The organism is Streptomyces sp. cf386, from assembly GCF_900103585.1.
Classification (GTDB): Bacteria; Actinomycetota; Actinomycetes; order Streptomycetales; family Streptomycetaceae; genus Streptomyces.
The window spans coordinates 1-20,041 of sequence record NZ_FNHV01000027.1 but is presented as its reverse complement, the minus strand read 5'-3'; the positions used below and the strand labels follow the sequence as shown (position 1 = coordinate 20,041).

At 69.6% G+C, this 20,041-nt stretch carries 20 protein-coding genes and 2 pseudogenes; 13 read left to right on the top strand and 9 right to left on the bottom strand.

The annotated features are described in order from the left end of the window. Positions 1 to 181: 181 nt before the first annotated feature. The 5 genes from BLU79_RS41835 to BLU79_RS41815 are packed head-to-tail and all read left to right on the top strand — an operon-like array spanning position 182 to position 4,232. On the top strand, positions 182 to 1,522 hold the full coding sequence (locus tag BLU79_RS41835; RefSeq protein ID WP_093911286.1) for an ATP-binding protein: 1,341 nt from the start codon (positions 182 to 184) through the stop codon (positions 1,520 to 1,522). Next, positions 1,519 to 1,932: a roadblock/LC7 domain-containing protein gene (locus BLU79_RS41830; RefSeq protein WP_093911285.1), complete on the top strand. Its 414-nt coding sequence runs from the start codon at positions 1,519 to 1,521 to the stop codon at positions 1,930 to 1,932. Before BLU79_RS41835 ends, BLU79_RS41830 begins: the two co-directional genes overlap by 4 nt. Continuing rightward, positions 1,929 to 2,288: a DUF742 domain-containing protein gene (locus BLU79_RS41825; protein WP_093911284.1), complete on the top strand. Its 360-nt coding sequence runs from the start codon at positions 1,929 to 1,931 to the stop codon at positions 2,286 to 2,288. Before BLU79_RS41830 ends, BLU79_RS41825 begins: the two co-directional genes overlap by 4 nt. Continuing rightward, the gene (locus BLU79_RS41820) at positions 2,266 to 2,868 is read left to right on the top strand and encodes a GTP-binding protein (RefSeq protein ID WP_093911283.1); all 603 of its coding nucleotides are present in this window, start codon (positions 2,266 to 2,268) and stop codon (positions 2,866 to 2,868) included. Before BLU79_RS41825 ends, BLU79_RS41820 begins: the two co-directional genes overlap by 23 nt. Further along, a complete protein-coding gene (locus BLU79_RS41815) occupies positions 2,865 to 4,232 on the top strand; it encodes a cytochrome P450 (protein ID WP_093911282.1) in 1,368 nt (455 codons plus the stop codon). Before BLU79_RS41820 ends, BLU79_RS41815 begins: the two co-directional genes overlap by 4 nt. Here the strand turns inward: BLU79_RS41815 and BLU79_RS41810 are convergent, their stop codons facing one another. After that, positions 4,233 to 5,498 (bottom strand): cytochrome P450 family protein, encoded by a 1,266-nt coding sequence (locus BLU79_RS41810; protein ID WP_177001383.1) that lies wholly within the window; start codon positions 5,496 to 5,498, stop codon positions 4,233 to 4,235. 157 nt (positions 5,499 to 5,655) lie between these two features. Here BLU79_RS41810 and BLU79_RS41805 point away from each other — a divergent pair, with 157 nt between their 5' ends. Next, positions 5,656 to 6,054 (top strand): hypothetical protein, encoded by a 399-nt coding sequence (locus BLU79_RS41805; RefSeq protein WP_093911280.1) that lies wholly within the window; start codon positions 5,656 to 5,658, stop codon positions 6,052 to 6,054. Positions 6,055 to 6,290: 236 nt separating this feature from the next. Here the strand turns inward: BLU79_RS41805 and BLU79_RS41800 are convergent, their stop codons facing one another. The 4 genes from BLU79_RS41800 to BLU79_RS41785 form a co-directional block, all read right to left on the bottom strand. Further along, entirely contained in the window at positions 6,291 to 7,112 is an 822-nt protein-coding gene (locus BLU79_RS41800) for an SCO6745 family protein (RefSeq protein WP_093911339.1), read from the bottom strand. Between the two features lie 50 nt (positions 7,113 to 7,162). Beyond that, positions 7,163 to 7,996, bottom strand: coding sequence for an alpha/beta fold hydrolase (locus BLU79_RS41795; protein WP_177001382.1), 834 nt, complete (start codon positions 7,994 to 7,996; stop codon positions 7,163 to 7,165). Positions 7,997 to 8,627: 631 nt separating this feature from the next. Next, positions 8,628 to 9,365 carry an ABC transporter permease gene (locus tag BLU79_RS41790; RefSeq protein ID WP_256333664.1) on the bottom strand — a complete coding sequence of 246 codons (738 nt, stop codon included), beginning with the start codon at positions 9,363 to 9,365 and terminating at the stop codon, positions 8,628 to 8,630. Between the two features lie 176 nt (positions 9,366 to 9,541). Next, entirely contained in the window at positions 9,542 to 10,567 is a 1,026-nt protein-coding gene (locus tag BLU79_RS41785; protein ID WP_093911277.1) for an ABC transporter substrate-binding protein, read from the bottom strand. Positions 10,568 to 10,855: 288 nt separating this feature from the next. Between BLU79_RS41785 and BLU79_RS41780 the strand changes: the two genes are divergently transcribed. The 5 genes and pseudogenes from BLU79_RS41780 to BLU79_RS41760 all read left to right on the top strand — a co-directional run. Next, positions 10,856 to 11,638 (top strand): ABC transporter ATP-binding protein, encoded by a 783-nt coding sequence (locus tag BLU79_RS41780; RefSeq protein WP_093911276.1) that lies wholly within the window; start codon positions 10,856 to 10,858, stop codon positions 11,636 to 11,638. Beyond that, positions 11,638 to 12,582: an LLM class F420-dependent oxidoreductase gene (locus BLU79_RS41775; RefSeq protein WP_218137829.1), complete on the top strand. Its 945-nt coding sequence runs from the start codon at positions 11,638 to 11,640 to the stop codon at positions 12,580 to 12,582. The genes BLU79_RS41780 and BLU79_RS41775 overlap by 1 nt, the downstream gene beginning before the upstream one ends. Positions 12,583 to 12,981: 399 nt before the next feature. Then, complete coding sequence (locus BLU79_RS41770) at positions 12,982 to 14,193, top strand: S8 family peptidase (RefSeq protein ID WP_093911275.1); 1,212 nt, start codon at positions 12,982 to 12,984, stop codon at positions 14,191 to 14,193. A gap of 341 nt (positions 14,194 to 14,534) precedes the next feature. Continuing rightward, positions 14,535 to 14,990, top strand: coding sequence for an AMP-binding protein (locus tag BLU79_RS41765; protein ID WP_256333663.1), 456 nt, complete (start codon positions 14,535 to 14,537; stop codon positions 14,988 to 14,990). A 137-nt stretch (positions 14,991 to 15,127) separates the two neighbouring features. After that, positions 15,128 to 16,005: pseudogene (locus tag BLU79_RS41760) on the top strand (IS5 family transposase); the annotation flags it as partial. Here the strand turns inward: BLU79_RS41760 and BLU79_RS41755 are convergent. After that, the gene (locus tag BLU79_RS41755) at positions 15,980 to 16,489 is read right to left on the bottom strand and encodes an NUDIX hydrolase (protein WP_093911336.1); all 510 of its coding nucleotides are present in this window, start codon (positions 16,487 to 16,489) and stop codon (positions 15,980 to 15,982) included. The pseudogene BLU79_RS41760 and the gene BLU79_RS41755 sit on opposite strands and share 26 nt — an antisense overlap. A gap of 105 nt (positions 16,490 to 16,594) precedes the next feature. Then, positions 16,595 to 17,402 (bottom strand): annotated as a pseudogene (locus BLU79_RS41750) (hypothetical protein). Between the two features lie 176 nt (positions 17,403 to 17,578). On the opposite strand from BLU79_RS41750, the gene BLU79_RS49500 reads away from it, so the two are divergent. Next, complete coding sequence (locus tag BLU79_RS49500) at positions 17,579 to 17,809, top strand: hypothetical protein (RefSeq protein WP_256333662.1); 231 nt, start codon at positions 17,579 to 17,581, stop codon at positions 17,807 to 17,809. 590 nt (positions 17,810 to 18,399) lie between these two features. Here BLU79_RS49500 and BLU79_RS41740 read toward each other — a convergent pair. Together BLU79_RS41740 and BLU79_RS41735 are read right to left on the bottom strand one after the other, a co-directional pair. Then, positions 18,400 to 19,008 carry a histidine phosphatase family protein gene (locus tag BLU79_RS41740; RefSeq protein WP_256333674.1) on the bottom strand — a complete coding sequence of 203 codons (609 nt, stop codon included), beginning with the start codon at positions 19,006 to 19,008 and terminating at the stop codon, positions 18,400 to 18,402. Positions 19,009 to 19,072: 64 nt separating this feature from the next. Further along, a complete protein-coding gene (locus tag BLU79_RS41735; protein WP_093911273.1) occupies positions 19,073 to 19,261 on the bottom strand; it encodes a hypothetical protein in 189 nt (62 codons plus the stop codon). A gap of 504 nt (positions 19,262 to 19,765) precedes the next feature. On the opposite strand from BLU79_RS41735, the gene BLU79_RS41730 reads away from it, so the two are divergent. Continuing rightward, a partial coding sequence (locus BLU79_RS41730; protein WP_143052564.1) for a transposase occupies positions 19,766 to 20,041 on the top strand: 276 nt, incomplete at its 3' end.

Here is a 20,041-nt window from a genome sequence, read left to right as displayed (position 1 = left end):
TTCCGGAACTCGTATCGGCCTCATCGGCCTACGCCAGAGCCGAGCCGGTCGCGATCTGCAGGTCTCACGAACGGGCGTGCGTCCCGCGGCAACTTCCTTGCGCGCACGGACAAGTCCGGATGCGGACGCGCCACTACCGTCGTGCGCTGCCCGTCGACCCGCCACCCGCTGTGAGGACTTGATGACGGAACAGATACCGGAGGCGGTGTTCTGGTTCCTGGCCGTGGGCCTGTTCGCCGTCGCCGTGCTGCTGGTGCGCGAACGCGGCATCACCGCACGGCAGCGCAGACGGAACGCCGAATTGGGGGACGGCCTTCGGGCACGGGACGAGGAACTGCGGCACCTCGTCTCGGCCCGGCTGCCGGCCCTGGAGGACGCGCCCCACCAGCAGGTCCGGGCCGTAGGCCTGCTCGACACCCGGCTCGCCGACACGGAGTTCGCGAAGTGTCTCGACGGTGTCGTGGAGCGATTCGCCGGTGCGGTCGAGCACGCCCGGTCAAGCGCCGACCAGTCGGCGAAGGCCGCCTTGAAGGCGTCGATGCGCTCCATCCAGGCCTTGGCCAACGAACAACAGGTGTCCATCTCCGAGATGCAGGATCGGCACGACAACCCCGGCGTGCTGAGCGACCTGCTCGAAATCGACCACACCAACGCCCAGTTCGGCCGCCGTGCCCAGGCCATCGCCGTGCTGTGCGGCTCGTGGCCGGGCCGCCAGCGTGCCACCTCCGCGCTCGTGGAGGTCGTACGCGGCGCCACCTCCCGTATCCGCGACTACCGGCGCATCCGTATCAACGGCGAGGTCGACATCGCCGTGCGGAGCAGGGCCGTCGAACCGGTGGTCCTGGCGGTCGCCGAACTGCTCGACAATGCGGCGCGTCACTCGCAGCCGGGCACGACCGTCGAGGTCACCGTCCAGACGGTGCACAACGGCGCCTGCGTGGTGATCGACGACGCCGGGGTCGGCATGGACGGCCAGGCGGCCGAGCACGCTGCCGAACTGCTCGCCCGCACACACGACGTGGACATCGTCCGGCTCGGTGACCCGCCCCGTTTCGGCTTCGCCGTCATCGGGGCGCTCACCGAGCGCTACGGGTTCAGCGTCTCCGTGGACACGCTCTCCCCGTACGGCGGTGTACGCGCGGTGGTGTTCCTGCCGGCCGCCCTGCTCACGCACCTGGACGCCGCCGTCCAGGCGCCCGTGCCGCCCGCCGAACCGCCCGCGCCCACATCCGCCGCGCCCGCGCACCCCCCTGCGCAGACGCTCTCGCCCGGCACGGCCCCCACCGCAGATCCGGCCGCCCCCGCACCCGAACCCGCGGAGGCGACGACGCCGGGCGGCCTGCCCAGGCGCCGTCGCCGCTCCCCACGGCAACCGGCCCCGCAGCCCGTAGCGGCCGACGAGGTCGGCGGCCGCTCGGCCGAGGAGAACGCCCGGCGTATGGGCGCCTTCGCACGCGGCACCCGCTCCGGCAGGGACGCCCGGCACACGCTCCACGACGACGAAGGGAACAGCCACGAATGACCGGGCCCACCAACAACACGTTGGGCTGGATGCTGGACGAGGTGCTGAAGGTGCCGCAGGCGCGTCACGCGATCCTGCTCTCCGCCGACGGCATGCTCCGCGCCTTCTCCAAGGACATCGACCGCGACGACGCCGAACGGCTGGCCGCGGGTCTGTCCGGCGTCCAGTCGATCAGCCGCAGCACGGCCGAGTTCTGCGGCTCCGCGCACACCCCGTGGCGGCAGACCATGATCGAGTTCGCACACGGCTACGTCTTCCTGGTCGCCGCCGGCGAGGGCGCCTACCTCGCCGTCTCCACCGGCGAGGACGTCGACATGGAGGCGGTCACCTACCGCATGCACAAACTCGTCGACCGGCTCGGCAAGGAGCTGACCAGCCCCGCCCGGCAGGACACCGGCAGCCCGGCATGACACCCCGGCGCCGCCCCGCAGACAGGCTGGTGCGGTCGTACGTCGTCACGGACGGCCGCGCCCACCCGACCCGCAACACCCTTGACCTGGTCACGCTGCTGATCGCCACCGACGATCTGCCGTTGACCGGACTCAACCCGGAAAAGCGCAGGCTCGTGGAGCTGTGCCGGCCCGGAGCCCTGTCGGTCGCCGAGGTGGCCGGCCACCTGCCGCTGCCGGTCGGTGTGGCCAAAGTGCTGATCGCCGATCTCATGGACAGCGGCCACATCGTCACCCGCGCCCCGATCCCCGCCGCCCGGCCGACCGACGCCAGAATCCTCCAGGAGGTGCTCGATGGACTCCGCGCCCGCCTCTGACGACGTCTACCTGCGGCCCAGCGTGCAGACGGCGGTCAAGCTGCTGATCGTGGGCCACTTCGCGGTCGGCAAGACCACGTTCGTCGGCACGCTCTCCGAGATCCGGCCCCTGTGCACCGAGGAGGTCATGACCGAGGCCGGCGCCCTCGTCGACGACCTGGCGGGCATGAGGGACAAGACGACCACCACGGTCGCCCTCGACTTCGGTCGGCTCACCCTCAACGACCGCCTGGTGCTCTACCTCTTCGGCACCCCGGGCCAGCAGCGCTTCACCCGGCTGTGGCAGGACATGACCCGGGGCGCGCTCGGCGCGCTCGTCCTCGCCGACAGCCGCCGCCTCAGCCAGTCGTTCGAGGTCATGGGCGTACTGGAGGAGCACGGACTGCCGTACGCGGTCGCCCTGAACCAGTTCCACGACGCCCCCGCGTACGCGCTCGACGAGGTGCGCGAGGCCCTCGACCTGTTGCCCGAAACTCCCCTCGTCCGCTGCGACGCCCGCGACCGGGTCTCGGCCACGCGGGCACTCATCCGTCTCGTCGAGTACCTCCTCACTCGCACCGGCCACCTGGAGCATGCGTGACCTCCGTACCGCCCAATCCGCCGCCGGGCTGCCCCGCGCACCCTGCGCACGAGTCCCTGCACGGGCCCGAGTTCGCCACCGACCCGGCAGCCGTCTATCGGCGGTTGCGCGACGTCGGCCCGATCGCGCCGGTCGAACTGGCGCCCGGCGTGCGGGCCTCGCTCGTCGTCGGGTACGACGCCGCCCTGCACGTGCTGCGCAGCACCGAGACGTTCTCCAAGGACCCCCGCCGCTGGAAGGACTTGGCGGACGGCACCGTACCCCTGGACAGCCCGGTCGTGCCGATGATGATGTACCGGCCGAACGCGCTGTGGGCCGACGGCGCGGAACACCGCAGGCTGCGCGGCGCGATCACCGACAGCGTGGCCCGGGTGGCCCCTGCCACCCTGCGCGGCTATGTCGAGGCGAGCGCGGACACGCTCATCGACCGCATCGCCCCGGCCGGGCAGGCCGATCTGCTCGGTGAGTACGCCCAGGTGCTTCCCCTGCTGGTGTTCAACCGCCTGTTCGGCTGCCCGGCCGATTACGGAGAGCGGCTGGTGCAGGGGATGTCCGGGATCTTCGACGGAGTGGACGCCGATAAGGCGAACGACCTGCTCGCGACGACGCTGCTGGACCTCGTCACACTGAAGCGCCGACGGCCCGGGCCGGATGTGACGTCCTGGCTCATGGCCCATCCCGCCGGGCTCACGGACGAGGAGATGGTGCACACCCTCGTGCTGCTCATGGGCGCGGGTACCGAGCCCCAGCAGAACCTGATCGCCAACGGCCTGCGGCTGCTGCTGTCCGACGACCGGTTCGCGGGCACCCTCTCGGGCGGCAGCCTGCCGGTGGAGGACGCCCTCGACGCGGTGCTGTGGACCGACCCGCCCATGGCCAACTACGCGGTGCACTACCCGATCCATGACGTCGTGTACGAAGGGGTGCTGCTGCGGGCGGGGCATCCGCTCGTGGTCAGTCTCGCCGCGGCGAACACCGACCCGTCCCTGACGGCGGATCAGCGCGCGGGCAACCGCGCCCACCTGGCGTGGAGCGCGGGCCCGCACAACTGCCCGGCGCAGGGTCCGGCCCGGCTGATCGCGGCGGTCGCGGTGGAGAAGCTGCTCGACCGCCTTCCGGACGTCGAACCCGCCGTACCCGTGGAGGAACTGGTCTGGCGGCCGGGCCCCTTCCACCGCGCGCTGGCCGCGCTGCCGGTGACGTTCCAGTCGGCCGCCGTCACCTCGTCCACCCCCTCCACCGTCGGCGACGAGTCGCCTGTGCAGCGCACCGCGCCACCACCCCGGCCGTCCGAGGTGCCCGAGGCCGGCCGCGTGCGGCGAGGATGGGGCGCCCGGCTGCTGACGTGGTGGCGTGGCGAGTGATCAGGACAGGCGCACCGGAAGGGAGCGGTGGCCGTTGGAGATGAACGAGTCGACCGGCTCCAACTCGTCCTGAGAAACCGCGAGTCGGAGTCCGGGGAAGCGGTCGAAGAGCGCTTGGAGTGCGATGCGGGCCTCCAGCCGCCCCAGCGGGGCGCCCAGGCAGAAGTGCACGCCGTGGCCGAAGGCGAGGTGCTCCTTGTCGGTGCGGGCGACGTCGAATCGGTCGGCGTCCTCGCCGTACTTCCCGGGGTGACGTCCCGCGGCCGCGTAGGCGGCGAGGATGGCCTCACCCTTGCCGATCACCACCCCGTCCGGGCCGCCGAACTCGCTCATCACGAGGTCCTCGACGGCATACCGCAGCGGCAGGCTGGCGACGGGCGCCTCCACGCGTAGCGCCTCCTCGACCACGTCCTCCCAGGAGACGCGGCCGGAGCGGAGGTGGGCGAGCTGGTCCGGATGGGTCAGCAGGAGGTGGATGGCGTTGTCGATCAGGTTGACCGTGGTCTCGTGGCCGGCGCTGACCATGAGCACCAGGGTGTCGAGCAGCTCCTGCTCGCTCAGCCCGGTGTCGCCGTCGTCGCGGGCCGCGATGAGCGCCGAGGTCAGGTCGTCGCCCGGCGACCGCCGCTTGAGAGCGACGAGTTGGCCCATCGCCGCGTAGAACCGTACGTAGATGTCGGTGACTTCCTCCGGGGTGGCGGAGGTGTGGAAGACGCCATCCACGACGGCCCGTAGCTCCGCACCCTGTTCATCGGGCAGGCCGAAGAGTTCGCTGATCACCTGGATCGGCAGCGGATAGCAGAACTCCTCCCGCAGATCGACGACTTGGCCGTGTCGTCCGGCCTTCTCGACCCGCTCCAGCAGGGCCGTGGCGATCTCCTCGACGCGGGGTCGGAGCGCCATGCTGCGGCGTGCGGTGAACGCCTTGGAGACCAGGGCGCGCAGCCGTTTGTGTTCACCTCCGTAGGCGGTGAACATGTTCTGCACCGCGACCCAGGTGAACAGCGGCCATTCCGGGGAGATCTCGCCGTTGATCCACTGGGGCCAGTGCCGGCGCGGGTCCTTGGAGACGCGTGGATCGGTGAGCAGGCGCTTGAGGAGTTCGGGACTGCTGACGGCCCAGGCCCGCACACCGTCGGGCAGTTCGACGAGGGTCACCGATCCGCGCTCGCGTATCCGGGCGGCCTCGCCGTGGATGTCACGGCCGGTCGGGTCGATCACTAAGGGGCAGGGGTGTCCCACGGAAGCCTCCTGGCGCTCGCACATCAATACGACCTGTAAAGCTACTTGAACGTAGCGTGCCCGGGTGAGAGCCGTCCCCGCAGGCTGCGCACGGGGACAACTTCCTTGCGTGCGGAGGCAAGCCGGCGGTTCGCCTCCGCCCTACGGTCCGGGGTGTCGGATCGGAGAGCCGGTGAGTGCGATGACAGTCGGCGGGACCCCGTGGTGGATGCAACCGGGCAGTGTCGAGGTGCGGATCGTGGCCGCGGGTGGCTGGTGGGACGCCGTACGCGTACCGCTCGACCTCGGGATCGACGCACTCCGCAACCTCGGAGACGAGACGGGAGCCGTGATCGGGGACGGCTTCGGCGGACGCCTGTACTGGCTGATTCCTCCTGGCTCCGCCGCCGACTGGGAGCTGCCGCAGGTGCGTGTCCTTGGCCGGGGCTGCCACGTGGCGATCCCCCCGCTGCACCGCGTCACGCGCCCCGGTCTGTACTGGCGGGTCTCCCCGTCGCGCGACCACGAGTGGACGAACACACCCCGCCTGCACTCCGCCCTCCGCACGGCCCTCCTCCGCGGGAATTCGCCCACCATCTGACACCCGCCGCGGCCGAACCTGAGCCCGGCCGGGGTGGGACACGCGAGGGGCATGCCGTCGCTCGGCGATGCCCGCAACTCTGATGCGGCGGACCTTGGCCAGCGGAATCGCCTCCCTCCCGGCGTGCCCAGCCGATCGATGTTCTCGGCTCCCGTGCTGCGCGGGTGCGCGGGCGGGTTCCGGAGGGACGGTCGCCTGGGACGGCGGGGTCAGGGGGCGGAGGGGCAAGGGCCCGGTCAGCCGAGCTTGAGAAGGCCGGCTTCGACGACGGCGCGGCCGAAGGGGCCGGCGAGTTCGGCGAGGCGTTCGCAGTCGGCGTCGCCCAGGGCGGCGTAGGCGGGAAGGGCGAGGCGGTCGGTGCGGTCCTCGATGTGGCGACGCAGAAGTACGCCCTCCGGGCTGAGGGAGTCGCCTTCGAGGAGACCTCGCTTGCGTAGGCGCTCCTGGGTGTCGACCCACTCCTCCTCGGGCCATGCGCGGCTGGCCTTGAGGAAGTCGACGGGGACCTCGCCGGTGGCGGCGTGCAGAACCAGGGCTTCCAAAGCCCCGACGCCCTCGCTCAGCAGGCAGGCGACATGGCCATCTCCACGGAACTCCCGGAGCAGCGTCTGGGCGTGCCACAGTTGCGGCACCGGCTCCTTCGGCCAGGGCAGTGCGGCATGCGCGGCGAACAGCGGGCGGCCCTGGGCGTGTTCGCATGCTGCCTCGGCGGCCCGGCGGGTCAGTGCCAGGACCTCGCCCAGGGCGGGCAGTTCGTGGATTCCCGCCCGCCGCAGGGCTTCGCCCGCCGCGGCGTACCGCGCGTCCAGCACCTGCTGCGGCGTCGTTGCGTCCCAGGCGCCGTCGAGCGCCTGCCGTACGAGATCGGGGTTGAAGTTGTAGAAGGTCGCGGTGACCAGCTCGGCGGATGCTCGGCCGAACGCGGCGCTGCGGGAGGTGAAGTAGCCGGCGCGTCCGCTCAGTCCGAGGTCCGCGTACCGTCGCCTTGCCTCAGGGACGAAGTAGATCATGCCGTGCACGGGCTCGAGTCCGCGCCAGGCTGCACGCGCTGTCTTCACGGTCACCTCTTCGGAGAGTCGGGGGACGGGGTATGCGCTGCGGTTCTGTACTAGCCGTGCGCTCGCAGGTGTTCGAGCAGTAGACGGCTCAGCGGTTCGGGCGCCTCCTCGGGGACCCAGTGGCTGACGCCCTCGAGGGTCTCGAAGCGGTACGGCCCGTTGACCCACCGCTCGGTTTCCTGTGCCGCCGCCGGGCCGAACGCGCTGTCGTTCGTGCTCCAGACGTACAGCGTGGGCACACCGATGGTGCCGATCTTGCCGTCGGGGCGGCCTGCCCGGTACCAGTTCAGCGCGGCGGTGAGAGCGCCTGGCTGGGACAGGTGCCGCACATAGGCCTCGGCGCTGGCCTGCGGAATCTTTCCTGCGTACAGAGCGCGAAGCAGCTGGGCATCGTGGGCCAGCATGCGCTCCTCGGTCGCGGGTGTTTCACGCCAGTCGATCATGTAGTGCGAGCGGTTGCGCTGGTCCTCGTCGGTGCGCAGGGCGGTGGCCAGAGCGCCGGGATGCGGTGTCGAGACAACCGTCAGGGTGCGTATGCGGCTGGGATGGGCGTCAGCGGTCCACCAGGCCACCGCGCCTCCCCAGTCGTGGCCGACCAGGTCGAACGTCGCCCAGCCCAGTTTCTCAGTGATCGCGACCACGTCGTCGACGAGAAGACTCATGCGATAGTCCTCGGGCCGCTGGGGGCGGGCGCCGGGGGAGTACCCACGCTGGTCGGGCGCCACCACCTGATAGCCCTGCTCGGCCAACTCCGTGATCTGCCGTTGCCACGCCAGCCCCCTCTGGGGAAAGCCGTGCAGCAGCAGCACCGGGCGGCCCTCGGGCGGACCCGCCACGATCGCGTCGAACACGCCCGCACCGGTGGAGATGCTCTGCTCGGGCACGACGCGACCCACCTTTCATACCGACTGGTCGGTAGCCTTCAGGCAGGGGAGCGCCCTGTCAAGGCCGCGACCGCGCGGGACAGGGCGCGAGGTCGCCCGCGCGACGTGCCGCTGAGCCTGCGCAAGCCGCGGATCGGCACGCTCACCTGGGGGCGCCGGCGTGCCCGGATTAGCGTCGGCGCCTCTGACGTGGCCCCGCCGGTCTGGCGCTCCGGCCTGGCCAGGAGCGGTTCCGCTGCAGCGCGGCCCCACAGCCGTAAGAGCTCGTCAGCAGGACTGTTCCACCAGGGAATCCCTCAAGATCCCGGGCGTCCTCATCGGCGGGCGACCTCACGGCTTGCCTGTCCAGGACGCCGACGCCGACGCCGGTGCGGGGCGATCTGCGAGATCAGGCGTCGGTCGGTGCTGCCAGTGCCTTGTCCGTTTCCCTGAGGGAGGCCGCCAGAGCGCGGGGCTCGTGTTCGGTCATCCGGGAGGTGCCGTGCGGCTTGGCGTTGAGTCAACGCTGCTCAGTCGGCGACCTGCTCGCAGTACCGCTCCGCGGTGATCCGGTCGCCGCGCGATCCGGCGCGCTCCGGCCCCTGGCCGGCGTGGCTCTGGCCCATCTGCCCCAGCCACGAGCCCAGCCGGTTCAGCCGCGCGAGGTGGTGTCCCTGACCCAGGGCAACGCCAACCGTTCCAACCACACCAAAGCGAAGTAGAGCAGGATACTCATCCATCCGATCAGGATGATCGCGGCCCAGGCAGTGGCGGTGTCGCCGACCCCACCCGCTTGCACGATCAGATAGCCCAGCCCGCTCTCACCGGCCTGGAACTCGCCGATGACCGCGCCGATCGCGGCGAGAGGCATGGCCACCTTCAGCCCGACGAAGATCTGCGGCAGTGCGGCGGGCAACCGTATCTTCCGGAAAGCCTGCCAGCGCGAGGCGTCCAGCGAACGCGCCAACTCGGCCAGGTCCGCCGGGGTCGACGTGAGGCCGGCTGCGGTGGACAGCACGATCGGGAAGAAGCAGAGCAGGAAGACCATGGTCAGGACCGGCTTCTGCCCCCAGCCGAGCGCTCCCACCAACAGCGGCCCGAGCGCGATCTTCGGAACCGCGTTGACGGCGACCAGCAGCGGCGTGAACATTCGCTCCAGTACCCGCGAGCCCGCCAGTGACAATCCGATCAGAACGCCGCACCCGCTGGAGAGAACGAACCCGACAACCGTCTCCACGGTGGTGTCGGCGGCATGTTCCAGGAACCGGACCGGGGCCGCGGCGAACGCGGAGAGCACGGCACCTGGCGGAGGCAGCACAGCCGGGTGGATCGCTTCCAGCACCGAGGTGAGAAGCCACCACACGCCGAGTGCGACCAGGAGCCCGGCCAAGGGCGGAAGCAGGACACCGAGGCCCGTCCTGCGCCGTGGACCGACTCGCGGCACTGGCACTGGCACCGGCTCCGGGCCCGCCGCCGAGGTCTGCTGCGGCTTCGAGAGTTCGGTCATCCCATCCTCCTCCCAGCGCGGCCCTTCTCTCAGCGAGGCTCTTCTCCAGCGCGGCGCGATCAGGCTTTCGGCACCAGGTCGAAGTCGATGATCTGCTCAGGAGTCACTCTCTGCCGCAGCGCGCCCGCTCGCTCCAGGATCGCGATGCTCCTCGCGACACGCGCGGAGTCCAGCGTCCCGAATGCCGTGCCGGAACCGCCCGGCGTGACGTACTCGGCCATCAACTCCAACTCGGCGGCCGCGGCGGTCGGGTTCGTGGCGTCCACATTCCGTGCAAGGATCTCGGCGGCCTCCTTCGCGTTGGCGAGGCTGTACTCCAAGCCCTTGAGCAGCGCATCGGTGAATCGCTTCACCATCTCCGGATCCTGCTCGGCGATCTTCTTCGACGTGATCAGCACGTTTCCGTAGAGGTCAGGTATCACGTCGCTGTACGGCAGCAGGACTGCCTTCTTCTTCGTCACCGCCTCGATCGTCGGCTTACCCACCACGAACTGGCCGATGCCGTCCACCGAGCCGCCGGCGAGCGTGCCCATCAGGGTCTGTGCCTCGCCGTTGACCCAGGTCACCTTGTCGGCGTCCACGCCGGCCAGTCGGGCGTACGTCGGGAAGAGGTTGCGCACGACAGAGCCGGGCGTGTCGGCGAGCCGTTTGCCCTCGAGGTCCTTCGGTGTGGCGATGCCGTTGCCCTCGGTGGTGGCGATCGCGGCCATGGTGCGCTGCTGGATGGCGGCCACCGCGACGAAGTCCTTCGCCTGACCGCTGCCCATATGCAGCAGACCTCCCGTCAGGTCGATCGGGCCGAACTGCGCCTGGCCACTCACGACGGCCGGAATCACGCCGCCAGTGCCCTGGCCCGGCTTGATCTCCACGTCGAAGCCGGCCTCTTCGAAGAACCCCTTGTCCTTCGCGACCCAGGCGTACGCGTCCCGGCCGAAGTTGCCGAACGAGGTCAGGTAGGTCACCTTCTTCAGCGCCTTGCCGTCTTCACCGGCACCTGCGTCGGAATCCGAGCCGCCACATCCCGCCACCAGCGCCAGCGCCGTGGTCAGGGCCACCGCGGCGACCGTACGGGCGAACCTGATCATGCGCACGGTGTTGTCCTTTCCGACCGCCGACTGCGCCGGCGGAGGGGCGTCGAGACAGACGAGACAGACGAGACAGACGAGACAGAGCGGCGTGACAGAACCGCCGAGGGCATGACACTTGGTGCGGGCAACAGCGTACGAGGGACCGGCAGTTGTGGGCCAGGTGTGGAGCCTCGGGGCATTCACCGAGAGACGACAGGTACCGCCGAGCGGCCTGCTGCGGGTAGCCTGACTGGGCGTCACGAACCGGCCGACATGGCGATCGCCAGTGGATGGGGAGACCGCCGGATGATCAGACTCACCGGTGTGTCCCGCAGCTTCACCAGCCGGTCCGGTTCGACAGTGGCGCTCCAGGACATCGGCCTTCACATCGCCGAGGGTGAGTTCGTGGCGGTCGTGGGCCGGTCCGGGTGCGGCAAGTCCACACTGCTCCGGCTGATCGCCGGGCTACTGCCGGTCACCGAGGGCGAGATCACCATCGGCGGCGAGCGAGTCACCGGAGCCCGGCGGGATGTCGCCATGCTGTTCCAGCGGCCGGCACTGCTGCCCTGGCGGTCCGTCCTCGACAACGTCCTGCTGCCCGTGGAGATCTTCGGCTGGAACAAGGCCGAGTACCGCGACCGGGCGAAGCGGTTGCTCGAGACGGCCGGGCTGAGCGGCTTCGAGAAGCACCGGCCGCACGAGCTCTCCGGCGGTATGCAGCAACGCGTCGCACTGTGCCGGTCGCTGATGGGCGAGCCCCGGGTGATGCTCATGGACGAACCGTTCTCCGCACTCGACGCGCTGACCCGCGCGGACCTCGCGGTGGAGCTGCAGCGCATCCACATCGAAAACTCGTCAACAGTCGTCTTCGTCACCCACTCGATAGACGAGGCCGTGGTGCTCGCCGACCGGGTGGTGGTGCTCAGTCCGCGCCCGGGCCGGATCCGCAAGGTCGTCGACGTCGCCATTCCCCGGCCGAGGACGCTGGGCCGAACCGCGCACCTGGGCGAAGTGGCCCGGTGCAGCGCCGATCTGCACGAGCTGCTGATGGAACGGGACACATCCACGTCGACCGAAACGGAGGGGTGATGAGCCTGCGGATCTGTGTCTTCACCGAGCCGCACCGCGGCGCCGACTACGAGGATCAACTGCGCTTCGCTCGGCTCGTCGAAGCCGGCGGGTTCGAGGGCTTCTTCCGGGCCGATCACTTCCAGGCGATGGGCGCCGATCCCGGGCTGCCAGGCCCTACCGACGCGTGGCTCACGCTGGGCGCGCTCGCCCGGGAGACCTCCCGGATCCGGCTGGGCACCCTGGTCACCTCCGCCACCTTCAGGCTGCCGGGTCCGCTTGCGGTGATGGTGGCGCAGGTCGACCGGATGAGCGGGGGGCGGGTCGAGCTGGGCCTCGGCGCCGGATGGTACGAACGGGAACACACCTCGTACGGCATCCCGTTCCCGCCCGCCCCGGAGCGCTTCGACCGGCTGGAGGAACAGCTGGCGGTGATCACCGGCCTGTGGCGGACACCGGTCGGCGAGAGCTTCAGCCATCGCGGCGACCACTACCAACTGGTCGACGCGCCTGCCCTGCCGAAGCCCGTGCAGGTGCCGGCGCCGCCGATCATCGTCGGGGGCCGCGGCCCCAAGCGCACCCCGGAGCTGGCCGCTCGGTATGCCGACGAATTCAACATGCCCTTCAAGTCGGTGGCGGAGACTGCCCGGGCGTACCAGCGGGTTGCCGAGGCGTGCGACCGGACCGGACGGTCCGACGCCGGTCAGCCACCGCTGGTGCTCTCGGCCGGGGTCGTGGTGGCCATCGGCCGTACCGACGCGGAGGCGCAACGGCGGGCCGCACCGCTGCATGTCAAGAGCGCGCTGCCGCCGGAGGATCCGGTGGTCGGATCCCCGGCCCGGCTCGTGGAGCGGCTCGGCGAGTTCTCCGCGATCGGAGCAAGCCGAATCCATCTGCGACTGATCGACTTCAATGACCTCGACCACCTGGAACTCATCGCCGGTGATGTGCTCCCGCAGTTGTAGAGCGTGGAGGCCGACGCACGCTGTGGCGCCGGAAGAGGACGACGTCAGCTACGTCTTGGCCATGACCCGTCCGGGTCAGGAGCCGGCCCGACAGTGCCTCGAGCGCACCCGGTTGCCCGTGCAAGGTGATGCTCAATGCCACCGCATGTGAGTAGACGGTGAAGAAATCGGCACAGATAATCCTGGGTTGTTCCTTGGTGATTCAACCAGCGCTCAGTGCTGCACATTTGCGCTCGGGTTGCTTCGAATGTGCGTGAATCCCGTGGAGGTCGACCATCAGTCGGGCGTCGGGGTCACATCAAGAGATTGATCTGCTCGCGCCAAGTCGGCACTCTCCTGAGCACGCCCGCAGCGCTGCGGTTCGAACGCAAATCCCCCCACTTCACGAGGAGACCCCTCTTGACGGCGCATCACAAACGCTCAGGCAAGGCCAAGATCGTCACCGCGATCGCGGCCGTCGCAACCGTCGTCGGCACCGGCCTGTACGTATCCCCCATGGCTCAGGCGGGACAGCCCGCGGAGGGCTCCGTCTACGGTCTGAATGCCGAAGGAGCCGTGGCCGGAAGCTACATAGTCCTCTTGGACGAGAAGGCGTCCAAGGCCGAGAAGCGGGACCTGGCAGCCGAGTACGGCGGCAAGATCAGCCGTACCTACGGCTCGGCGGTCAACGGCTTCTCCGCCGGCAGCCTGACCGAGACGGAGGCCAAGCGCCTCGCGGCCGACCCCGCGGTGTCCAAGGTGGTCCAGAACAAGAAGTTCCACATCAATGCCACCCAGGACAACCCGCCGTCCTGGGGCCTGGACCGCATCGACCAGCAGGACACGGCCGGCGACGGCAAGTACACCTACCCGGACAAGGCCGGGGAAGGAGTGACCGCGTACGTCATCGACACCGGCGTACGCATCAGCCACAAGGACTTCGAGGGCCGCGCCACCTCCGGGTTCGACGCCGTCGACAACGACGACACGGCCGACGACGGCAACGGCCACGGCACCCACGTGGCCGGCACCATCGCCGGCGCCTCCCATGGAGTGGCCAAGAAAGCCAAGATCGTCGCGGTCCGCGTACTCGACGACAACGGCTCGGGCACCACCGAGCAGGTCGTCGCCGGCATCGACTGGGTGACCCAGAACCACCAGGGTCCCTCGGTGGCCAACATGAGCCTTGGCGGCGGCGCGGACCCCGCGCTCGACGAGGCGGTCAAGAAGGCCATCGCCTCGGGTGTCACCTTCGCCGTCGCCGCCGGCAACGAGTCGGCGGACGCGGGCCAGAGTTCACCGGCCCGGGTCCCCGAGGCCATCACGGTCGCGTCCAGCACCAAGGACGACGCCCAGTCGGACTTCTCCAACTTCGGCTCGATCGTGGACTTGTACGCGCCGGGCTCGGACATCACCTCCGACTGGAACGACAGCGACCAGGGGACCAAGACGATCTCCGGCACCTCCATGGCCGCCCCCCACGTCACTGGAGCCGCCGCCGTCTACCTGGCCGGTCACCCGGACGCCACTCCCGATCAGGTCGCCACCGCGCTCACCGGCGCGGCAACCGGCGACAAGATCACCAACCCGAGCAGCGGAACGCCCAACAAGCTGCTGAAGGTGACCGAGTAGACCCACACAGGACACCGGGCCCGGCGGTGCCGCCAGCGCGTGCGCAGCGGCACCGCCGGGCCGTGTCGTGGCAAGGGGTGGTACTCGGGGACGAGGGGATCGCACGGTCGATTCGGGGGCTGACGGCATCCCGCCCGGCCGCGCACAGCGCCGACCAGGGGCAGCACGGCGTAAATCCGGGCCCGCTGGCTGGCCGGGGGCCCGGGTTCGGTGTCGCGGTGGCGGACGACGCGCTCCGGTGGTGCAGGGGCGCGCCGAGGCAGCCGAGGCGTTATGGCCATCCACCATCACGGCGGTCGCGGTCACGGTTCCTCGCCCCGTTCGCGGACCGCCTGTCCGCCGTGGCGGCGCTTGCGGGGCAGCGGAGTGTCTACCTCCACTCCTCGCGTAGCGTCACCTACGCCGAGCTGGAGCGTCGCCCCCGCGCGCTGGGGGAGTATCTCACCCGCACGGGGCTGCGCCGCGGGGACCGCATTGCGATCTTCCTCTGCAACTGCGCAGAGATGATGGAGAGTTGCCTCACCGACCTGCGGGCCGGGATGGTCGGCGTCCCGCTCAATCCGCGGTCCTTCGACGCCGAGCCGGCCCACTTCCTCCAGGACAGCGGCGCCGGATTCGTCATCACCGCGCTGCGCGCCGCCCACCGAAACATCCGAATGCTGCTCCGCAACCTCCGCCAACCCTGGGACATCGCGGAGGCGGACGTGAAGCCGGTGCCGCATGGTACGGCGGAGCTGTTCGCGACAATGTGTAATCGTGCCCCGGTGTCATCGGCCTCGGGAGAGCGCGCCGCGTAGCAGGTCGCCCGGCACCGAGTCCGCACGCCACCGACCCTGTGCTGGTTCTGCGCTGATCTGGACGGCCGGAATTGCGGAAAACCGCTGGTCCTAGGGCCTGTTTGAGATGTTGATCAAGGTCGTGAAACGATCTTCGGATGGCTCGTGGAGATCTGACGGACGACCAGTGGCTGTGCTTGGAGGCGGTATTGCCGCCGTTGCCGAAGATGGGGCGCAAGCCGCGGGATCGGCGGCAGGTCTTTGACGGGATCTGGTGGCGGGCGAGGACGGGTTCGCCTTGGCGGGACATGCCCGAGCGGTACGGGCCGTGGGAGACGTCGTACTCGGTGTTCCGCCGCTGGCAGATCCACGGAACCTGGGCCCGCGTCCTGGAGAAACTGCAGGTCAAGGCAGATGCCGCCGGGCACATCGAGTGGGAGGTCTCGGTCGACTCCACAGTCTGCCGCGCCCACCAGCACTCCGCGGGGGCCCGGAAAAGGGGGCTGCCCGTCCGGGCCGGACGTCCCCGGACGGCCTGGCGGACGAGCCGGACGACCACGGCCTCGGCCGCTCGCGCGGCGGCCTGAGCACCAAGCTCCACCTGGCCGCCGACGCCGCCGGACACGTCCTCGCCGTCGTGATCACTGGCGGCCAACGCGGCGACGCACCACACTTCATCCGGGTCATGGACCGCATCAAGGTGCCCCGGACCGGCAGCGGGCGGCCTCGTGTCCGGCCCGATCACGTGCTCGCCGATCGCGCCTACTCCTCCCGCGAGATCCGCGCCTACCTGCGCAGGCGGCAGATCCCGCACACCATCCCGGAGAAGCGTGACCAAGCCGGACACCGCCTGCGTCGGGGAGCGGCAGGTGGACGGCCGCCCGGCCTCGACCGCGAAAAGGACAAGGCCAGGCACAAGGTCGAGTGCCGGATCGGCCTGCTGAAGCAGGCCCGGGGCGTCGCGACCCGCTACGACAAGCTCGCCGTCCGCTACGAAGCGACCATCCAACTCACGTTGATACGGCAGTCCCTGCGACCTGGCCGCAACCGTGCCCTCCGTTACGCCAAGGGCCCGCTGGCACCAGGGCACCGAGCACTGCCAGTAGCTGTGGCGGCTCGACCCGGTCCGGCAGCGAGTCCAGATCCGACCACAGCACCCACGCATGCGAGTCGAGGTTGGCCCGTTCATCGGGAAGTAGACCGGCGCGTTCCAGCGAGGGCCGCTCCTCAGTGAAGCGCGCCACGAAGAAGTCCTCTGTGCCGACGTACTGCATGCCCTTCCACCGCACATTTCGTTCGACAGGCACGGACCGCTCCAGGACCGCCTCGGGGTCCAGACCGGTCTCCTCGACCAGTTCGCGCCGTGCCGCCGTCAGCGGCGTTTCACCAGGGTCAATGCCGCCACCAGGCGGTTCCCACAGCCACGTTCCGTCGACTGGATCGCGCCAGCGCAGCAGAAGCACGCGGTCAGAGGCGTCCAGACAGACCACGCGTGCAGCGGGCCGATGCATCGTCTCCATGGCCTTGACCCTAGGCGCGCTCGAAGCCCCGATCGAGGCTTCGGGCGCTCTAGTGATCAACATTTCAAACACGCCCTAGTACTCCAGTCCGGTTTCGTGATCTATTCAGTGGGCTCGTCCGAGGGTTCGTCGTCGGTAGTGGCTGCGTCGGGCTGTTGCCTGGTGGTGTCGGCGCCAGAAGGACCACTGCAGCAGCCTGGCCGTCGACACGGCAGGCGGGTTGCAGACGGCACCGAAGAGACGGCGGATCTGCGGCACGGTCAGCGTGATCGGATCGCGGCGGTGGTCGAAGTGGTGTGGACCGGCGGGCCGCTGTGGTGCCGCGTCGGCGGTCAGGAAGGCCAGGGAGACCGTGGCGGGCGACCAGCACAGGTAAAAGGCGTGTTCACCGGTGGAGCGGTTGCGTCGGATCAGCAGGTGTCGGATCGCGCCGATACAGATGTGGATCCAGGCCCAGTCGTAGTGTCGAGGACCTTTCGCGCTGGTGACGGCACTCTGACGATGCCAGGCGGTGACGGGCAGTTGGCCCGCAACGGTGTCCGCGCGAACGGCAGTGCGGCCGTGGTTGATCCTCACTCGCGTCGAGCAGGCGACGGCCAGGACATAGCCGGTGCCGCGTGCCTCAAGGAGGGCGCGGAGCCGCGGGTCCTGGCCGTAGGCTTCGTCGCCGGTCACCCAGGACGCAGTGACTCCGGCGTCCAGCGCTGCGGCGATCATCTCCGTCGCGGACCGCGTCGGCATCCCAGCAGGCATAGCGCAGCAGACGCTGCAGCGGCCCGGGTCGCGTATGGCCCGCCTGTTCGGCCAGCTGCCAGCAGTTCTTCCGCTCCACGCCCGACAACAGCCCGAACAGGTAGGAGCGGGCCGACGCGCGGGGTTCAACCCGCCGGAACCGGCCCGCGATCCGGGCCATGACCTGGTCGAACATCGCCTGCCACTGGGCAGGGTCTGGGCTATGCCGTGCGGCCACCGCACGATCTTCAGGAGTCCGCACAACCCCCGATGATCACGCGATGGCCGTACCCGTTCCCCGCCGGGTCCGCGACAAGGTCGCGAAGGACCTCCTGGCACCGGCACATCACGCTCGCCATGCGCGCCCTGGCCTTCCTGACCGCCGTCGCCGCCGACGCGGATCCGCCGTCGCATGGGCGCGCAGACCGGCGGAGGGGTGGTCTGCACGGCATCGCACACCTGAAGAACTGGCGGGCCCTGGCCCGCCACCACGGCCGTCGCGAGCACATGAGCGACCTTGCCCAAGCCGTCGCTGGACTGCTCTCGCACCAGCAAACCGCTGCTCTGTCCCGCGGCGCTCAAGCGTGACCACTGTCAGCACCGCAACCCCCGACGAGCCGCGGCCGACAGGGAGTTCGTCGGTAGGTCGAGGGGCAGCGTGTGGATGAGTGTGCCGGTTTCCGGATCCCAGAATTGCAGAACGCCCTCAGGCCACCAGTGGGGAGAAGGGTCCGGTCTTCGTGCGTGTGTAGTGCGGCTACGGCTGGTGCGTCTCCGCGAGTGCGTGACAGTATCGCCCCTCATCGTGCCCGGTCGAAGTCGTACGTGCCGCTGATCACAGGCTCCGGGCATGGTGATCAAGCCGTGTGTCGGGGAGCCTTCACCAGGCTCTCTGGAGTTATCGGATTCGACGGCTCTGGAAGGGACTTGGACGAGCACGAAGACGGGGGAAAGTCGAGTTCTACGACTTCCTCAAGCCCCCACCGGGCCTCGGCGATGAGGAACTTGCGGTCTTCGGTGAACTTCGCGAGCGGGCCGCCGGGAAATGGGCTCGGCATGGTACCCCGATCGTCATCCCGTCGGCCGGGGTGCTGCCGAGGACTTGGCGGCGTTTGAGGTTTTGAGGTACCGCCTGGCCCACGGCTCTCCGTGCTCTTCCCGGACGGCTCACGTGGAGGTCATGGCCGGACGAGTAGGGGTGCGACGGATGATGCAGAGCTGTCGGCCGACTGCTGTTGCTGGGGGATGGCCATGCAGCCGGTCCGGGCATTCCAGCAGCCGTTGCGCATCGTCAGCGTGACCGCGGACAGGGGCGGAACACTGAGATGCCAGAAGGCGTGGGCAGGTGCGGACAGGACATGGACCAGTGAGGCTCGGATAATGGCGGCCTCGGTGATCGTGAGTATGCGTTCCGTGTCGGCGGACAGAGAACTCAGCCATGCCGCTGTCCGACGGCAGAGTCGAGCGATGGACTCGCCCCCGTGTGGTGCGGCGTCGGGGTCCGTCAGCCAGGCGGAGAAGCCGTAGGGGTCCTCGGCCATGATGGCTTTGCGCGGGCGGCCGTACCAGCTGCCGTAGTCCAGGTCACGCAGGGCATTCTCGGGCGTGGCTGCGATCGAGAGGGCCGCTGCGGCCCGCGCGCAGCGGGCGGAGGGCGCTCGGAGCGCTAGTGAGTACGGCGGAAGGACAGCTTCCGTCGCTGTGTCCTCACGCCGTCCGCGGCCAGTCAAGGCACCGTCCCCGAAGACCGGGTCATCGCTGACTGCCGCGCTGGTTGCGCACAGCATCGTCACTCGCAGAGCCATCCTGGGAGCTCCTTCTCCGATCGGGACGGGGACGCTGCCGGCCCGGTCATGTGATCAAGCGGGCGGGCTTGGCGACCCACGGTGACAGGCACTGCAGCGGGCCGGGCCGGAAGAGACGGGTCCGCGGGATGGCCGGCGCCATGGCGGTGACGGCGAGCCTGAGGAGCCCCAGCAGCGCGGCCCGATCCTCCGATCCATCGGTGCCCAGCAGACGGATGTACACGATATGGACCACGGAGGTTGTCAGGAGATCGAGCCGACCGCAGCCTTGGTCACAAGACTTCAGGAACCGTGGCGGTATAGCCATCCGGCAGGTGGCCGGACTGCCCCCGCCGACTGGCGGGTCCTCATCCGCCGATGGTCCGGCCGTTGGCCGCGGGACGGGTCCGCGTACTCGCAGGTCAGCTCGGCAGTGTCACATATAGGAGTAGCCGGACGACGGAGCGTGTTCCCGCTCGGCTTGAGCTTCCTTGTGCCCCACTCTCTTACCGAGTCGGTACGTGGCGATGGCCCCTACGACGGGCGCCACGAAGGTGCCCACGGTTTGAGTTCACGCGCGGGCTGCCTCGAAGCTTCCCTTGGGCTGAACCACGGATACCTGGACGACTACTGGCCCTGGGGGGCGCGAAGTCGGCGTAGGCGTCGGTCCGGGAGTCGGATGCGTGGGCTGAGGGCTGGAAGGTGGGGTCGGTGTCGCCTAAGACCGTGTCCTACGTGGTGAGGCGGGCGTTGACCCGGTATGGGGCGGGGAACGTGGAGTTGGATCGTGCCGGACGGCTTATGGGAGATCGCGAGGCCGCTGATCCCACCTCCGAAGGTGCGGCCGCAGGGCGGCGGAACGCAGGACACGCCTGATGCGACGCTGTTTGCGGCCATCATCTACGTCCTGGTCAGTGGCTGCGCCTGGCGCCAACTGCCGCCATGCTTCGGCATATCGAAGTCGACCGCCCACCGCAGGTTCCTGATCTGGTCGAGAGCCGGCGTCTGGGGCCGCCTCCACGAGGCCGTGCTGCAC

Bases quoted from the DNA above. Each gene is read 5' to 3' on its own strand.
- BLU79_RS41835 (WP_093911286.1), top strand. From the start codon at position 182: ATGACGGAACAGATACCGGAGGCGGTGTTCTGGTTCCTGGCCGTGGGC.
- BLU79_RS41830 (WP_093911285.1), top strand. From the start codon at position 1,519: ATGACCGGGCCCACCAACAACACGTTGGGCTGGATGCTGGACGAGGTG.
- BLU79_RS41825 (WP_093911284.1), top strand. From the start codon at position 1,929: ATGACACCCCGGCGCCGCCCCGCAGACAGGCTGGTGCGGTCGTACGTC.
- BLU79_RS41820 (WP_093911283.1), top strand. From the start codon at position 2,266: ATGGACTCCGCGCCCGCCTCTGACGACGTCTACCTGCGGCCCAGCGTG.
- BLU79_RS41810 (WP_177001383.1), bottom strand. From the start codon at position 5,498: ATGTGCGAGCGCCAGGAGGCTTCCGTGGGACACCCCTGCCCCTTAGTG.
- BLU79_RS41805 (WP_093911280.1), top strand. From the start codon at position 5,656: ATGACAGTCGGCGGGACCCCGTGGTGGATGCAACCGGGCAGTGTCGAG.
- BLU79_RS41785 (WP_093911277.1), bottom strand. From the start codon at position 10,567: ATGATCAGGTTCGCCCGTACGGTCGCCGCGGTGGCCCTGACCACGGCG.
- BLU79_RS41780 (WP_093911276.1), top strand. From the start codon at position 10,856: ATGATCAGACTCACCGGTGTGTCCCGCAGCTTCACCAGCCGGTCCGGT.
- BLU79_RS41775 (WP_218137829.1), top strand. From the start codon at position 11,638: ATGAGCCTGCGGATCTGTGTCTTCACCGAGCCGCACCGCGGCGCCGAC.
- BLU79_RS41755 (WP_093911336.1), bottom strand. From the start codon at position 16,489: ATGGAGACGATGCATCGGCCCGCTGCACGCGTGGTCTGTCTGGACGCC.
- BLU79_RS49500 (WP_256333662.1), top strand. From the start codon at position 17,579: ATGCGCGCCCTGGCCTTCCTGACCGCCGTCGCCGCCGACGCGGATCCG.
- BLU79_RS41740 (WP_256333674.1), bottom strand. From the start codon at position 19,008: ATGCTGTGCGCAACCAGCGCGGCAGTCAGCGATGACCCGGTCTTCGGG.